Raw genomic sequence first — 17,219 nt, forward strand, 5'->3', positions numbered from 1 at the left:
GATGAGGTGAAAGCCACGCTGGAATTTGGCAAACAATGTAAAAAGTCACCCTCAGTAAATCATATAGAACCAAAAAAATGTTATCATCAAAAAGGAAGTAGCAGGAGAAAATCTCCTGCCCTCCTTCATTTGAAGATTAAACGCCCACCTCATCGGCAAGCACCCTTTCACGCACCAACTTGCCATTGGTTTTATCCTTCAGTTCGATTTTTGAATTGGAGTAATATCCGATTTCAATATCTTCAGTGGATTGAACGGAGTTTTGGATTCCTCCTGAAGACATCACTCCACCAATCCCAAGGCTCCAGAAGTGGTGCCCTTTATAGGTTGGGTTATAATTGATAGCAGTATTGCCTATCAGGTAGGCATTATAGCGTATCCTCACCTTCATCACCCCCCTACTGGCAGAAAGTTCTGCAAGGATGGATTGTCCCGGATCCAGTTCGACACTGACTCCAGCAGTCGATCCGACAGTAATGGATTTGGACTCTTGGCCGCCTATCCCCCAGGATTGGCTATAGGAAAGCGAAGTCTCCCCTCCACCTCCGGCGCCAAGGAATTTTACGTCGTAACTGAACTTCTGGCCCACCGAAAGTGTCCCCCCGGTGCTCCAATTGGAGCTGGTCGTATTGTTCACCGAATCCGAAATGGCTACGTTAAATGTCCCCTTTTTACTGCTCTCATTGGTAAACTCCTGGGTCTTGACGATCACCGGCTCCGAGGTGATCCCCAAGATCTCCGCACTTTGGACGACCAGTACCATCTGCACCTGAGGCCAACTGTAGGTTTTGTACAAATCGCCCCAGGGCGTTGGACTGTGCAAATAGGCATCGTTTGGCGATTTGCCAAAGTATGCTTTGACAGCATCCTTGAGCTGTTTGCTCCCTAGTTTAAAGGTAGTTCTCTCTTCGTCGGTGATGACGTGTTGGACGGTACCGCTTGCATTCACACTTGAAACGGACTCATCGTGTCCTGCGATAATACTAATGCTAATTCCCATGTCATTAAGAATTTAATGGTTAAAAAAACTTGGTATCGCCTACTCTTTTATAGGGATTTTCGGCATCCTCCCAGCTTACAAAGCTGCCCATGGCCATTGTTTCAACAACCATCAGCATCACAACAAAAACCTTGTTGCTGTTAAAAATACAGGCATACTAAAATCACCTGTAACCGTTGGCGTGGTCTGCTCCCTTGGCACAAAATGAACACTTTTCCCCGGGTGGTGTTCCCCAGGGCAGTCAAAGCCAAAGGATTATTCTTTTCGTTATTTCAAAGGTCTATGAAAATAAGTTTTTAAAACAGCGTAAAAATTTCCGCCTTTTCTTTTGGGTATAAATACCTGATGGCAAAGCATTAAATAATGCATTCACCTGTGCCTCTTTCTTAAAAAAAATACCAAGGTCAAAAAAATCGGGAACCATGGTTCCCGTAAAGGTCAGTCCTTCAAAGGGTCCGTCAAATCAGAAACATCAATAATCTCATGCTGCAGGCCAAACACGATCAATCCCACCACATTCTTGGAATTGGTCTTGCTTAGCAGGTTATTGCGGTGTCCTTCCACGGTCCGTTCACTTAAAAACAACTTTTCGGCAATTTCCTGGGTTCTGTACTGCTGACAGAGAAGCAACAAAATTTCCCTTTCCCTTTTGGTAATAAACCCCGCATCATACTCCGAAGTGCTGTTCTTCTTATTCCTGTTATGAAAGTCTCCATTAATGATCTGCAGGACTTCATTACTGTAGAAAAAACCCTTGTCTGCCACTTCCCTGACCACTTCCAGCATGGCTTCCGGACTGGAATCCTTGGTGATATATCCGGCAGCTCCGAGGTTTAGCATATTGAGGATAAAAGCTTTGCCCATGTGCGTGGTCAGTGCTACCACTTTGACGTCCGGGTACTTTTTGGCGATCACCTTGGTCGCTTCCACGCCATTCATTTCGGGCATCTTTAGGTCCATCAGGATGATATCGGGAAATCCCTGCTCACCATTGAGCTCGGCCAACTTTTCTATCAGTTCAACACCGTTTCCCACATCAAAAACTACCTTATAACTTCCTGTATGCTCCAGCAAATGGCAAAGTGCAGATCGAAAAAGCCGTTCATCATCGGCCAAGGCTAACCGTATTTTTTTCTCCATTAATAAGATTTTTTTATCGTCAATGTAAAACCATGGCCTACTTTGGAAAGCAGCTCCATCTCTCCTTCCATCATGGCCACTCTGTTTTGGATATTTAGCATCCCGATACCGGCATTTGCCTTTTTTCCATCAAAGCCTTTCCCATTGTCCCTATACAAATAATCAATTCCCTCAGGTCCTATTTGGATATTGATATGGACTTCCGAGGCATCTGCATGTTTGACGGTATTGTTCAGGAGCTCCTGGGTGATCCGGTACAGGACCAATCTGCTCTCCTGGTCCAATAATTCTTCCTGCATGGAAGCCTCTAGCTCCCCCTTGAGACCATTTTCAGTCTGGGGAAGATCATCCAGCAGTTCAGCAATTCCCGCTTCCAGTCCGAATTTTTCTAAGACAATCGGTGAATAGGCGTGGCTGAGTTCGCGTGTACTGGCGATTACCTTTTCTGAAAGTGCCAGCAAATCGGGCAGCAATCCATTTTTGTCCCCAGCTGACAACTGATATAAGCTCAGCTTGATAGTGGTCAATTTAGAGCCGATATCATCGTGCAGCACATCCGATACCCTGCGGCGTTCTTCCTCCTGTGACCGGATCACTGTATGTAATAATTCGGTCTGATGCTTCAGCTTGAGCTCAGCATTCCGCATTTTCTCTTGAATAACTTTCTTCCTGAAAAGCTCCAAGGAAACGATAACGGCCACTACCAAGACCACCACCAACGCAATGGCTAGTGATATGTACCTTACGAATTCCGTACTTTCCATAGCTGTGTAAAATAGAATCCTTGAAAGACCAAAAACAGCAACAAGTTAATGAGCAATAAAGGCCTCCAATCCAGATGGCTCAGCTTATCCCCCAGTAGAAATACGATGGAGCTTCCACCTGCATAAACGATCATACCGTAGTTCAAGAACTTATGTTCTATTTCTTTGTCCTTTAAAACACCATGAACCAAATAGAAAATGGAGGTAAATACAAACACCATGTTCATAGCAAAATACGAGTAACCACCAAAAACCTGCGCCAGATTGCCCCATTTGGAACTGTACTCCCACCCAACCAACACCAAGCAAACTGCCAGGAATGCCAAAAACCACTTTTTAGAGGGGGTGGAAGGTAAGATCATCCAATAGAACAGGCCATATCCTGCCAATTGTGCGGCAAAATAAAGATGGAACAGCAACAGGTTACTGACAGAATAGATCGCAAGGAAATAGCTGACCACCTGGACAACATACACGATGAAGAATGTGATTGAAAAGATTTTGGTGGGGAGATTCGACTTTTGAAAGTATACCCCACCAAAAATCACCACCAATGATAATGAAATCAAATTCAGGTAATTCAATACACTATAAACACTCATTATCAAGAGCTGTTTCCAGGTGATATCCTTTTAAATGCTCAACAGCCCATCATCTTCCATCTCTCCACAGTCCGGAGGACAGGGTTTGGTGAAATCATACACAAATTGCCCCTGAGCCTCATTGGTCATATCGTTTCCGTTCTCATCCACTCCTACGATCAAGAGCTTTTCCATATCCTTGTCATCGATGCCCAGGTAAGCACGTACATTGGTGGCCCCTACTTCTGCAATCACCTCTTTCAGGTCAATCATGGGTATCAAAAAGCCATTGACAGGGGTCTTTTTGTTGTAGTCTTTTTCCATTTTCTTCCACCGCTTCATCCACTTCTTGGCGGTCTCTTTGGGAATAGTATTTTGCATAGTTTTATTGTTTTTGATAAAAAAGAATCAAACTTGGATAGGGGGTGAATATATACTGCAAGCTAATCTTAAATAAAGGATAATCAAAACATGTTTTGGTAATTATAGATTATTATAGCACACTTCTCACCAACAATTATCGGACGTTAGCTTACCTTAATACTCATTTTTATCACAATAGGCCAGTTATAAACGTAAAAAAACCAACTTGACAATATTTGGTACATTTGGATGAATATACAATAAAATACAGGTTTTACCTTGGTACGACCAAATCCTTAAACCAGGCAAAATGCTCCCTCCTTGGCCATCGCAGGAAGACAGGTCATTGATAGCCGGGGCTCCCTTCTTGTGAGAATGGTAATATAGTGTCATACTCCGCCAATATGCCGCAATTTACCTTGGCCGATAATCGCTACTTTTATGAATGGATACCTCGTGGCAAAACGGTAGGCTGACGGACTATCCCCATCCACCATGGTGGCAAGGCACTCATTTTACATTTTTGGGCCTTCATCCACTCTAGCGAGGCTTAAGTCAATAGACTAGACAACAGTGCAAAACGATTGATATCATGAAAATATACAGGTTACTCGCATTCATATTACTTACCTTTTGCTGCTTGAGCACGATTGCTGAAGCCCAAAGTGGCGACCAGATCCTGGATGGCATCGGGGAAACAGACCTGATTGCCCGATACCGCTTGGATGTAGATGCCAAAGACTGGTCACGAAACAACCTACATGCCCTGGTCAAAGGTGCTGATGCTGCCTTTATCAAAGACAAAAAATTCGGTAATGTGCTCTCCCTCTCCGGGAAAGAAAAGTCCTTTGTCTCCATTCCCGCCGAAACATTGACCGGAGTGGAATCATTAAGTATTTGCGGGTGGGTATTCCTTCAAGACGATCGACAAGGCCAAGTAATTTTTGATATGGGGACAGATACCAAGAGCCACTTTTCGGTAAGTCCAGCAGGAAATGGAAGCAAAGGAGGTCTTATCACTCAAATCAGCACTGCAGCGGGAACAAAACATAAAACCCTTGCGAAAGCCCTCCCCATTGGCCAGTGGAGCCATATTGCCATTATCCTGGACATTCCATCCAAGTCGGTCAGCTATTACCTCAACGGCAAAAAAGCAGCAACAAGTGATGAGGTAGTCCTTGACCTGTCCAAGCTATTTGGAAACAATATGGGCCAAAACTACTTTTCCATTGGCAGGCCCTTGGCTACGGATGGTCCCTACCTGAATGCCAAACTGCATGATGTCAGAATTTACCGGATTCCACTAAATCCAAGACAAGTAGCCAATATCTATGGCAAAGATGAAAACAGGGTAAACGAACGAAAAGAACCGCAGGATGTTTTCCAGGAATTTCCTGCTGACCGCCCCCAGCTATTCAACGAATACCTGACAGGAGTGGACAATGTGCAGGTGGAAACGAAAGTGGGCCACCTCCCGCGACTTCCACGCTACCTAAAAGGAAGGTACCGTGATGGCGTTGATGGCCCCATGGTACGGGTCATCTGGCCCGCCCCGAAAGACAACCGGACCGTACTTGAGGTAGGACAATACACCATTACCGGAAAAATCCCCGGTTCATCTATAGCCCCTACGGCCACTGTAACCATCAAAGGGAAGGATAAAGGAGCTGCCCCTGAGCAGAACCTCGAGGCCTTTGGCCTGGGCGAGGTCACCTTGGATACCGATACACATGGCCATTCCTCCAAATTCATTGAAAACCGCGATAAATTCATCACCACCCTGGCCAAAACCAATCCGGATGATTTCCTATACATGTTCCGAAACGCCTTTGGCCAACAGCAACCTGCAGGTTCCAAGCCACTGGGTGTCTGGGACAGTCAAGAAACCAAGTTACGCGGGCATGCGACTGGCCACTACTTGACGGCCATTGCCCAGGCTTACGCCAGCACCGGTTATGACCGGACACTTCAGTCCAATTTTGCCGAAAAGATGGCGCATATGGTCAATACCCTTTTTGAATTGTCCCAAATGTCGGGAAAGCCAACTTCTTCAGGTAATGGACATACCGCTGATCCTACTGCAGTCCCCGTGGGACCGGGCAAGGCTTCCTATGACTCTGACTTGAGTGAAGAAGGTATTCGGACCGATTTCTGGAACTGGGGAGAGGGCTTTATCAGTGCCTACCCACCGGACCAGTTTATTATGCTCGAACAAGGCGCCAAATATGGTGGACAAAAAGACCAGGTCTGGGCACCCTACTACACCCTCCACAAGATCCTGGCAGGACTCATGGATATTTATGAAGTAAGTGGCAATGAAAAAGCACTGGAAGTGGCCAAAGACATGGGATATTGGGTGGCAGCACGTCTTGGAAAACTCCCTACCGAAACCCTGATCAGTATGTGGAACACCTATATTGCCGGGGAGTTTGGGGGAATGAACGAGGCCTTGTCGCGTCTCTACAGGATTACCAATGAGCCTCAATACCTGGAAGCGGCAAAATTATTTGACAACATCACCGTTTTTTATGGAAACTCAGACCATATCCACGGACTGGCCAAAAATGTGGATACCTTCAGGGGGCTACACGCCAACCAGCATATTCCGCAAATCATGGGCACGCTGGAGATGTACCGCAACACCAAATCTGCGCCCTACTATCATATTGCAGACAACTTTTGGCATATGGCCACCAATGATTACATGTACAGTATCGGAGGGGTGGCCGGAGCCCGTACGCCGGCCAATGCCGAATGTTTCACCTCCGAACCCGCAACCTTGTACAAAAACGGCTTCTCGGCAGGAGGGCAAAACGAAACCTGTGCGACCTACAATATGCTCAAATTGAGCCGAAACCTGTTTCTGTTCCACCAGGATCCTGCGTATATGGATTATTACGAACGGGGACTGTACAACCACATTTTGGCCTCTGTGGCGGAAAACAGCCCCGCCAACACTTATCATGTTCCCCTGAGACCAGGATCTATCAAGCAATTTGGGAATCCGGAGATGAAGGGATTCACTTGTTGTAACGGCACCGCCATCGAAAGCAGCACCAAACTACAGAACTCCATTTATTTCAAAAGTGCCGATGACAAGAGCCTATATGTAAATTTATTTATCCCCTCCACCCTGAAGTGGAAAAACCAGAACGTGACCATCGTCCAAGCTACGGCTTTTCCCAAAGAAGACCACACACGGCTCACTATTCAGGGAAAAGGGACGTTTGATCTAAAGGTCAGGGTTCCCCAATGGGCCACCAAAGGCATGACCATAAAAATAAATGGCAAAGATGAAAAGATCAAAGCTGTCCCGGGAAGCTATGCCACCATCAGTCGCAAATGGAAAAACGGAGATACCATTGACCTCCGGATTCCTTTCCAGTTCCACCTCGAGCCTGTCATGGACCAACAAAACCTTGCCAGCCTGTTTTATGGTCCCATATTACTGGCGGCCCAGGAAGATGAGCCGCGAAAGGAGTGGCGAAAAGTAACCCTAAATGCCAAAAACATTGGCCAGTCCATCAGCGGCGACCCTGAAAAGTTGAATTTCACCATTAACGGGGTAACTTATAAACCCTTCTATGACACCTATGGCCGACATTCGGTTTACCTGGACGTGAGCTTGGAGTAATCTTATTTTTCAGGAAAGAAGGGTTCCAAAAGCGCTCATTTTTCCTGCACTCAAACGGTGTGTTTGGCCATTCAGATGAATGGCCAAACACACCGTTCCCCATCTATTCAATCTTAATACTCAATCCCTGAATGGTCTGCCACCCTTCCTGATCGGTCACGCGGATCATAAAATGATAATCCCCTGGATCGATGTCTTCCGGGATTTCAATTTCTGCAGTACCTTCATACGCTTTTAGGCCAGAAGGAATGGTATAGGTCTGGATAAACAACATGGGATCTACCGGTGTCTTTACAGGATCAAGGCCACAGTCATTCACTTCTGTGCTATGGGTATGGTGGTCAAAATTATGGTGGATATCCAAGCTGAACCCTCCCAGCTCGACATTATCCTTAAACGATGCTCTAAACTGCACGGTAGACCCCCTTTCCAACACACTGCACTGGAGAGGGAATGACGATTCGGTCACGACGATCTCAGGATATTCGGTATCGATACCCGGCTTTTCATCATCACCGCAGGAACTAAGAAATAGTGTTGCCACGATGATGGAATAAAGAAAGCTGCTGTAGTTTTTCATACTGGTCATTAAATAAGCAATCGTTTTAAAATTGGTATTTTAGTGAAAGGGTGATATTCCTGCCGGCTTCCGGCAAACTGATCAACCTGTAAAAGCTGGTATGGTTCAGATAATAGGTATTGAACAGGTTCTGGACCTGTAGATCTGCTTGGATATGCTGTTGAAGTATCCTGATGGAAGACCCCGCCCGTAAATGGACCAACCGATATCCCTTGGTTACCTTTTCAGGCGGAACGATGTTGGACTGTTTAGCGGTGGCCCGAAAGTCCACCGCAAAATAAGGGCTGGAGAAACCACCGGTACTGGCAGGCTGGTAAGTAACATTAAAGATACCGGAAGGAGGAGGAGAAAAGGGCAGCGTATAACCAAGCTTTGCACCGGACTTCTGCTCACTGTACACATACTCCCCGATAACCTCTAGACTCCATTCCCGGGTCAACCGATGGACTACACTTAGCTCAGTACCATAGCGCAACACTTCAGCTTGCGTATAGTTAAAAACCTGGTTTCCTGCCCCGTAAAGGATGTCCAGCTCTGCTGTTGGATTTAAATAGATATAATTGGAGAAATAATTGACAAAAGGGCTTACGGACACCTGCCACTTTTCCTTCTTCAGCTCGGCGCCCAGGTCCAACTGTAGGGAACGTTCCGGATCAAGGTCCGCGTTGCCCCTTTCATAGCGGAAGTAATGGTAATTCACCCCATTGGCCGCCAGTTCCTTGGCAATGGGCATGCGGAAGCTAGTACCTAAATTGCCTTTTATGCTCAGGGCTCCCGGGAGAAAATTAAACCCAACCGACCATACCATACTGTTAAACTCCCTGCGAAAATCCTCGGCCCTAAACAAATAGTCCGACGGTGTTGCCTGCGAGGCATCTTTCACGCTTGGAAACCAGTCTTGGTAATCCTCCACATTAATCAGGCTGTGGTCATAGCGCAGGGCGGCGGTAAGCTTCCAAAGAGCGCTAAGCTGGTATTTTTCGATGGCAAACACGCCAATACTATACTGGTCGAATGCAGGTATCAAGAAGCCCCATCCACCAATATCATTGCGCTGGTATTCCCCACTTGCCCCCACCAACAGCTGGTGCTTGTCCAAAAACAGCTCGTCCTTGACATTGAGCGAAAACACCTCTTTGTCAAATGCCCGTTCCAGTGTGGATGGATACGGCAGTTCAGCTGGGTAAACCGCAGGCATATAACCGTGATTGACATATTGGCTCCATTCCTTTCGGTCATTTCGTTGATAGGCCAGGTCCAACTGGAGGAACTGCTTTCCTGCCGCATAGCTGGCTCTGTTGATTACTTTGGTATGGGTCACCTCCTGAAAAGGCAGCAGAATATCCCGGCTGGATTTGTCATGTAAGGAGACATCCACCCGCCTGGGCTCCAGGCCATGGGCATTTGCGAAAAACCCTGATTTGGTATGTACCCTGCTCACCGATAAGGTATTGCGGAAATGTTCTCCCAAATAACCGATCCTTCCAGAGAAGTCCCGCTCCTTTCCCGCCGAATTCCGAACGTGGCCATCGTGGAGTGCTACGCCATAATCATAAACAAAAACCGAATCGGTGGGCACTTTAAAATCCCCATAATCGGCCATGGTAAAACGGCCTTCTGCAAACCAGTTGTCCTTTCGGGCAGTAATACTGGCCGACCCTCCAAACCAAGCATTATTGGACCGCCCGCCCAGTTCCACTGATCCGCTGATTCCTTCCTCGAAGGGTGGGAGTTTTTCCCGGATATCGATCACCCCGGCTATGGCATCCGAGCCATACTTAAAAGATGCCGGCCCTTTGATGATCATTACTTGGTCGGCTGCATACTGGTCCACTTCCAACCCATGGTCGGCGCCCCATTGCTGACCTTCATGCTTAATGCCATTTTCGACCACCATCACCTGATTAAACCCAAGCCCACGGATCAGTGGCTTGGAAGCACCGGAGCCTATACCAATGATACTGATCCCTGGAACACGCTCGAGGGACTTCATCAAACTTCCTCCGCGGTTTTCCCGGATAAAGTCCTGCTTGACCAGCGCAATGCTATTGGATTCTTCCCGTTTGATCACCTCGGCCTGATCGATGACCACCACTTCCTCCAGCTCCTGATACTCGGGAACCGTATCCCGTTTGGCAGCCTTTACGGTATCCAAGCCTTGCAATGCTTCCCAATTGGAGTACTTCGGAAACACATCTGGTGACTGGAAGCTTCGGGGGATATCCCCTGAAGCAACTAAAACGGCAGTAAGGAGTAAAAGAAGGTTCATAAAACTATAAATGCAATTTCATTGCAAATATACAAACAATAACACCTGAAACAATGTTGCATTTAAAAACGGGATAAAATACTTCCTGGAATGCTCTTTCTACCAGTCAATCACTTATTTAAACCTCATGAGCTGGCATTTTTCCACGATATCTCTCCAATAACTCATATGAATCAATGGCATAAATTTATTTCCACTCTTGTTTTTGCAACATAATTGCATCATATTTGCGCAACAAAGTTGCAATAATAAAAAATGGCAACACGGCATTTTGACCATGTCTATCATTTCGAACTAAACAAATCTTTATACCATAATTCTTTACAAAATGAACAAACTTAAACACACATTTCTGATCTCCCTTTTGGGCTTGGTGTTGTTCTCCTGTCAGGACGACGAGGACCAAACTTTTGATGCACCGGTAGTTTCCTCTTTTGAGTTTGGAGAAGGCAGTACCCACTCTACAGATCCTGTGGCCTACCGCGGTTCCGACCTTCACATGGAAGCAAGTATCCAAGCCGAGGTAAATATTGCCTCTATTACAGTATCCATCCATGGCCATGACCTGGAAGTAGGGGAAGGGGAAACCGAATGGGATTTTTCACAGACATTCACTGACGAAAAGTACTTGGCCAGAAACCCAACCTTCCACGAGCACATCGACATTCCGTCAACGGCTCCTGTTGGAGAATACCATGTGGTACTGGAAGTAACCGACGATGCAGGCAATACCACCGAAACAGAGGGGCACCTGGAAGTAATGTCTCCGGTGACTATCAGTGAATTCCATATGGACGAAACCATTGTAAGGGGAACTGATTTCCATGTGGATTTCATGATCGAAGCCATCCACGGTATCCATGCCATTTCAGTAGATATTCATGCCCACGGATTAACACCAGGCGAAGGAGAAACGGAATGGCATTTTGACCAGGTATTCGAGGACGGTTACCATGAGCAGACCGAAGCAGAATTCCATGAGCATATCGACGTACCTGCTTCTGCTCCTGAAGGAGAATACCATGTGGTATTCAGCGTAGAAGATGAACAAGGAAATATCCAGGAATACGACACTCACCTTGAGGTCACTGCCAATTAATTGTCACAACGAAAAAACGAACAGGAAAGGCTGACCGGAGATGGTCAGCCTTTTTCTTTTATAAACAAACGGGCAATCACTGCCACCCTGGAAAATGAAACAACATTGTTCTCCTAAAATCGATCCCATAAAGTTCATCACTTGAAAACCATAGGGCGCCTATTTATAGACGGTAGCATCTTCGAGGATATAATTACATTGATAGATGTCGGTAGCATTGAGCTTGAGTTTTCCTTTGAAGGTCAATACTTCATCCATTTTGAACTGTGGATGGTCCTTGGGAACTTTTAGCTCAATGATCGATTCCGGTCCTGCAGCCCCGCAGAAAAAGCAAGCCGAAAAGGGATTGGCAGAGAGGATATAGACGTCCTCCTCCGCATCGATCTCCAGCAAATGCCCACGGATAATCACTTCCTTGTCGGCCAACTCCAGCACAGAAGCACCAAATTTCGGGAAATAATAATAGGCATCCACCTGCTCACTATACTTATCGGTAAACGTGACATCTTCCAATGTTTTCCACGTAATCCTGGTCTGGGAATACCCTGCAAGTGAAATGATGCAAAAGAGGATAAGTAAACTGGTTCTAAGCATCTGAAAGGCTTTTTGAGAGGTCTATTTTATAAACGGAAATCGCTGGAATGAGCGCTGAGAGAATGCCTATGGCCAAGGTCATCAAAAACAAATAGCCTTCTCCGATAATCGGCCCTGAGGGGGAAAATTCATAGTGATATTCGGATTCCAGCAGCAATCCAACCAGCAGCAACCCAAGCCTACTAAAGAACAGTCCCAGCAAAAAACCAACAACTGCAATGAACACACCTTCTTGAAAGATCAGTCGAAGTAACTGGAGCCTGGAGGCCCCATAAGTCCTTAAAAGGGCCATCTCGTAAGAGCGCTCCCGAAGGCCCAGGTACAGGCTGATAAAAACACTGATACCGGATACCAAGATGACAATAAAAGCCACCATATTGAGCGTGGTGGTCGCCATCCCCATCAAGCTGAAGAGCTTTGTCAATTCGTAATTGGGCAAAGCGGCCTGCATATTGGTGTTCTCGTTGACCATGCGGGGAAGCTGGACCATGCCAAGCGGGTTTTTAAACTTGACCAGTAAGGCCGTAATTTCCCTGTCTGCTTCCTGGTGATGGGATGTGTCTGCTTTTTCATGGACATGTTCATGAATTGCTTCATCACCATGATGGTCCTCTCCATGGGGTTCATCCTGGTGATGGCCTTTCTCCTGCCCATGATTACTGTGAATGTCCCATACACTTTGCAAACCGGTCAGGATCAACTGATCGACCACGGTCCCGGAAGCTTCGAATATTCCCGTTACCAAATACACTTGATCATCATGAACATGTCCCCCTTCTCCCAGCCCGTGGGAACCATGGAACCTGTCCCCGGTCTTCAACCCTGTTTTTCCAGCCACGGCCGCGCCGATGGTCACCTCCATGGATTTTCCCCAGAGCCGCCCTTCATCAAGTTTCATCGCATAATTTTCAGGATATCGGCCGTCAGTGCCCACGATTCGAAATCCCTTAAAGGAATCTCCATAGGAAAGCGGAATCCCGTAATCGATCAGCCTGTTTTTTAAAAGTGTATTGGCCTGGGAAAGCTTAATGTTTCCCGTCGGAACATCCACTTGAAAAACGGCAGAAAGAATCAACTGAAGGGGACTTCCTTTCGCGCCCACCACCATGTCTATGCCTTGAATATTGGAGTTCAGCTGTGCCTTGAGGTGCTGGTCGACATGCAGCATCAATGAGATCAGCCCTACCCCGAGGGACAGCAGCAACAGGCTCAAACCCGTGGAAAGCGGCTTGGCAATGACATTTTTGATACTTAAACGGAGAATATTCATGGAAATCAGATTGTGGAAGGAACTACGTGGTTGGAGGGAAGTGTCACCGAAACGGCAAATTCGGACTTCAAGCGTTGATCATGGGTGATGATGACCAAACTGGATTTGGATTTAAACTTTTGCCTTTTTAGGAGTTCAATGACACCAAAGCAGTTTTTGTCGTCCAATGCAGAGGTTGGTTCGTCTGCCAGGAGCAGCTTTGGCTGGTTAATGACGGCCACGGCAATGGATGCCCGCTGCTGCTCTCCTTGGGATAACTGCCGAGGATAACGCTTGAGTTTATCCAACAGTCCCAGCCCCTTCAGGATCTCCTGGATGTGGCACGAATCCTGTGGTTTATTTGCCAAATACAGGATCATTTTCAGGTTTTCCTCCAATGTAAGCGACTGGATAAAATGGGGGCGTTGAAAAACGATCCCCACATGCTCTCCCCTAAAGGTATCCAGTCTCTTCCCGTGCAGTTGACAAATATCCGTATCCCCTATCTTAATACTACCGGTCTTTGGCCTCAATAAGCCCGCGATCAGATGCAAAAAGGTCGTTTTGCCCACACCAGAGTCTCCAAGAATCAGTAAATCAGCACCTTTCCGAACAGACAAGTCTGGAAATTCGAATTGGATGTCCCTGTTATATTCAAATGAAACCGATTGGGTAATAAGCATATCTTCTATATTTGGAGTATTACAAATCTAGGTATCAACATTTTTAAACGCAACTATGTTGCAATTAATATATAGATATACCTTGAACAACATCCAAACACCATCACCAAGACTTCCTATAATCACTACACTTCACGTGTGGCACTGCCCTCACCGGCAGCATGGAAAACCGGAGCATGACAGGCCCGTTTGTCAGTGCCAAGACCAGGTGGCTGGGAAAGTATTTCCCTTTCGAAAAGGGGGATACCTGCCCCTGATGGGTGAGCAAGCTCTTTGCGTCGCTATACCCGGGAGAGTTCAGCAAAATTTTAATTAAATGCCCCACTCTCTGAAAGGGCTGACCAAGTGGGAGGTCATTTCCTTAGAGAAGAAAACGGTTTGTAATCCCTAAAGTATAAACAATGGCAGACGCACGCTGCCTACAGCCCCCGCCCTTGTCTCGGAGAACGGGATCTGCATATATCAAAGGAAAAGTTGGCTGATCTTTCAGGAATCCCGCTGATCAGCCAGTTAAGTTCAATTTTACATAAGCTCTAGGTCCTAAAATTTACAGGACATTACTCTAAATAAACCGTAACACCTCTTCTCTGACCACGCTAAAACCTAACAGTAAGATTGGCTGCAAAATTAACAGGAGCCTGTGCCACACCATAGCTGGACCAGTATTTTTCGTTGGTCAGGTTATTGCCTTTCAGGCCAATTCTCCATGAGGACTGGTCGTAGAACACCGATGCATTGAGCAAGGAATAGGAAGGAATGGTGAACACATTGTCGCTGAACAAATAATTCTCTCCCACAACATTTCCACCGATTCCAAAACCAAGTCCTTTGAGCTTATGTTGTAATGCATAGGACAGCCATAGGTTGGCCACATTTTCCGGTGCCCCCACGGCCTTATTCCCTTCGATGGCCTCATTGCTGGCCTTGACGATCCTATTGTCATTATAGGCATAGCCCCCGACGATATTAAGTCCCGCGGCCGGATTGGCGATCACCTCTATGTCAAAGCCCTTACTGACCTGCCGGCCATCTTGTACTGTAAAGCCATTGGCATTGGTCCTTACCGCATTGTCAATAGCGATATGGTAATAACTCACTGTGGCGGTCAATTTCTTATCAAACACTTCGGCTTTTATCCCTCCTTCTGCCTGCTCGGCATAAATAGGATCCAGCACGAGCTGGGAACCATCGGGCTGATTGGTAGGGGCCTGGTTTTGGAATCCGTTCATATAGTTTCCGAATACTGACACTTGGTTATTGATTAGTTGGTAAATCACCCCCAACTTAGGAGAAAGTGAAGTCTGCTCATATCCTTCCACTGCTCCATTGTCCGGTCTGTTAAAGTGGTCCAAGCGTAAGCTTAGCATCGTAGACAGGCGGTCAGTAAGTTGGACCACATCGGTCACATAGGCACTGTAGGTATTGTCATTGGCACGGTGCCATCCAGGCCAATTTCCAGGCACCATGTGCGGATCCAGCTCCTGCTTTCTCAGCACCCTAAAGTCCGTTGTAACATCGACGGTATCGATAAATCCTGAAGTAGCGGCCTCACTTCTGGCATCCATAAACCTCAAGCTCACCCCTGCCAAAACCTTGTGGTGAATACTGCCTGTAGCAAATTCCCCGTTGATATTTTCCTGTATATTGGTGTAGCTATTATAAATCGGCCCCCAGTTTCCAATGTTTCTTGCCGCCAGACTAGGCGAAAGCCATGTCGCATAATACTGGTAGCTATGGTCCACATCCTCCTCCACATATGAAAACAAGGTCGTCGATGTCCATTTATCGCTTAATTTGTACTTGGCCTGGGTAAACAATTTGAGTGATGAAGTGGCTGCATTGGCATCCTCATGGAACATTGCCTTTCTATAGTCGATCTGAAGATCCTTGGGACTGGTCACTCCTGAATTCGGGGCATACCTCGAATAGAGGGTTCTCGTACTCTTTGAATTGAACATTTCGGCATCGAAGCTAAAAGAAAGTCTATCTGACACTGTATGTTTTAAGCTTGGGGCTACCAGAAAGGTATTGTTAAACCCATAGTCCAAAAAGCTCTTTTGTCGGTTTAGTGCTGTATTCAGCCTGAACAAGGTTGTTTTTTCTTTGTTCAGCGAAGTGTTGATATCAGCGGTAATACGGTGCAGGTTAAAGCTGCCGGTCGTATAGCCTATTTCTGTTCTATTGATGTTCGTTGGCTTTTTGGTCACCAAATTGACCACTCCTCCGAAAGAGGAAACATTACTGCCAAACAAGGTCCCTGAAGGGCCTTTTAGCACCTCAATCCGCTCCACGTTGGCGATATCCACACTTGATCGTCCCGTGGTGGTTTCCAGACCATTCCTGGAATTAATCCCTGTATTAAAGCCTCTTAAAGTCGCCGCAAATCCACCGGAAGGATATACCACGGGCACGACACCAGTAGCATTTCGGACACTTTGGTCGATATCCGTTACCACCTGCTCTTGTAGCAATTCCTTGGTCACGACATTGTACACTTGTGGGTTTTCAAGATTGTCCAGCGGCATGCGCGCTACATAGTCGGTGGACTTATCGAAAAAGCGGTTTACCTTACTATCGGCTACAACCACCTCCTGTAAGTCACTTCCATTATCATAAAGTACGATATTCCCCATATCCAAGCTTTCACCCGCTGCCAAATTTATCTCAATGGTCTTTCCTCCATAACTCACATGGGAAATAGTCATTTGGTAATTCCCGTGGGGCAACCCTTTCATGCTGAATTCACCTCTTTCATCAGTCAAACTCCCTTTGTTCAGGCCTTTAAGATGGACATTCACAAAAGGAATGGGCTGGCCCTTACCATTGGTGATTTTTCCAAAAATGGCAGCTCCATTGTCTTGGGCAAGTGACCGGGGAGTTGCCCCAATCCAAATGACAACTATTAGAAACAGCATCCCAATAGTACGTCGTATAGCGTTTTGATTCATTTGTTAATTTTATTTAGATTAATTATACTTAACGCAAAATTACTAATACAGACCGCTATCCAATGTAATAATGACAAAAAACAAGATTGATTTTTTCTATCATTTTTAATTACCACGACAATATCATAATCTTCTTGTTTTTCAATTCTGAGGGTATTAAAAAAATCCTCTTGTCAATGCTCTTAAAAAATTAATACAAAAGGTATTGAAATATTGTTTTTATTTAAAATTAATCCAAATAAATTTTGTCAATTAAATACCAATGGTTAGACTTGCGGTAATTTAGACCAATTACAAATAACATAAGCTAGCCAG

The 17,219-nt window shown here is 46.0% G+C and carries 13 protein-coding genes; 2 read left to right on the forward strand and 11 right to left on the reverse strand.

Annotated features, from left to right (window positions below; genetic code table 11):
* Nucleotides 1-136: 136 nt before the first annotated feature.
* The 5 genes from FKX85_RS20740 to FKX85_RS20760 form a co-directional block, all read right to left on the reverse strand.
* Nucleotides 137-1,000, reverse strand: coding sequence for a follicular epithelium yolk protein subunit (locus FKX85_RS20740; protein WP_141616538.1), 864 nt, complete (start codon nt 998-1,000; stop codon nt 137-139).
* A 438-nt stretch (nt 1,001-1,438) separates the two neighbouring features.
* Entirely contained in the window at nt 1,439-2,140 is a 702-nt protein-coding gene (locus FKX85_RS20745) for a response regulator transcription factor (protein WP_141616539.1), read from the reverse strand.
* Nucleotides 2,140-2,904, reverse strand: coding sequence for a sensor histidine kinase (locus FKX85_RS20750; protein ID WP_141616540.1), 765 nt, complete (start codon nt 2,902-2,904; stop codon nt 2,140-2,142). Before FKX85_RS20750 ends, FKX85_RS20745 begins: the two co-directional genes overlap by 1 nt.
* The gene (locus FKX85_RS20755; RefSeq protein WP_141616541.1) at nt 2,883-3,506 is read right to left on the reverse strand and encodes a hypothetical protein; all 624 of its coding nucleotides are present in this window, start codon (nt 3,504-3,506) and stop codon (nt 2,883-2,885) included. The genes FKX85_RS20750 and FKX85_RS20755 overlap by 22 nt, the downstream gene beginning before the upstream one ends.
* A 30-nt stretch (nt 3,507-3,536) precedes the next feature.
* Complete coding sequence (locus tag FKX85_RS20760) at nt 3,537-3,866, reverse strand: hypothetical protein (protein ID WP_141616542.1); 330 nt, start codon at nt 3,864-3,866, stop codon at nt 3,537-3,539.
* Between the two features lie 574 nt (nt 3,867-4,440).
* On the opposite strand from FKX85_RS20760, the gene FKX85_RS20765 reads away from it, so the two are divergent.
* Complete coding sequence (locus FKX85_RS20765; protein WP_141616543.1) at nt 4,441-7,482, forward strand: beta-L-arabinofuranosidase domain-containing protein; 3,042 nt, start codon at nt 4,441-4,443, stop codon at nt 7,480-7,482.
* 103 nt (nt 7,483-7,585) lie between these two features.
* Here FKX85_RS20765 and FKX85_RS20770 read toward each other — a convergent pair whose 3' ends face one another.
* Entirely contained in the window at nt 7,586-8,071 is a 486-nt protein-coding gene (locus tag FKX85_RS20770; RefSeq protein WP_229239716.1) for a DUF4625 domain-containing protein, read from the reverse strand.
* A gap of 16 nt (nt 8,072-8,087) precedes the next feature.
* Nucleotides 8,088-10,331, reverse strand: a complete 2,244-nt coding sequence (locus FKX85_RS20775; protein ID WP_141616544.1) for a TonB-dependent receptor — start codon at nt 10,329-10,331, stop codon at nt 8,088-8,090.
* Between the two features lie 328 nt (nt 10,332-10,659).
* On the opposite strand from FKX85_RS20775, the gene FKX85_RS20780 reads away from it, so the two are divergent.
* Nucleotides 10,660-11,430 (forward strand): DUF4625 domain-containing protein, encoded by a 771-nt coding sequence (locus tag FKX85_RS20780; protein WP_141616545.1) that lies wholly within the window; start codon nt 10,660-10,662, stop codon nt 11,428-11,430.
* Between the two features lie 159 nt (nt 11,431-11,589).
* On the opposite strand, the gene FKX85_RS20785 is transcribed toward FKX85_RS20780, so the two are convergent.
* The 4 genes from FKX85_RS20785 to FKX85_RS20800 all read right to left on the reverse strand — a co-directional run bounded on the left by FKX85_RS20785 (nt 11,590) and on the right by FKX85_RS20800 (nt 16,904).
* The gene (locus tag FKX85_RS20785; protein WP_141616546.1) at nt 11,590-12,024 is read right to left on the reverse strand and encodes a DUF3299 domain-containing protein; all 435 of its coding nucleotides are present in this window, start codon (nt 12,022-12,024) and stop codon (nt 11,590-11,592) included.
* Nucleotides 12,017-13,294: an ABC transporter permease gene (locus tag FKX85_RS20790; RefSeq protein WP_141616547.1), complete on the reverse strand. Its 1,278-nt coding sequence runs from the start codon at nt 13,292-13,294 to the stop codon at nt 12,017-12,019. The genes FKX85_RS20785 and FKX85_RS20790 overlap by 8 nt, the downstream gene beginning before the upstream one ends.
* 5 nt (nt 13,295-13,299) lie before the next feature.
* Nucleotides 13,300-13,956, reverse strand: a complete 657-nt coding sequence (locus FKX85_RS20795; protein WP_210416887.1) for an ABC transporter ATP-binding protein — start codon at nt 13,954-13,956, stop codon at nt 13,300-13,302.
* A 596-nt stretch (nt 13,957-14,552) separates the two neighbouring features.
* A complete protein-coding gene (locus FKX85_RS20800) occupies nt 14,553-16,904 on the reverse strand; it encodes a TonB-dependent receptor (protein ID WP_141616549.1) in 2,352 nt (783 codons plus the stop codon).
* Nucleotides 16,905-17,219 lie beyond the last annotated feature (315 nt).

The sequence above is a fragment of the Echinicola soli genome (assembly GCF_006575665.1).
Taxonomy (GTDB): domain Bacteria; phylum Bacteroidota; class Bacteroidia; order Cytophagales; family Cyclobacteriaceae; genus Echinicola; species Echinicola soli.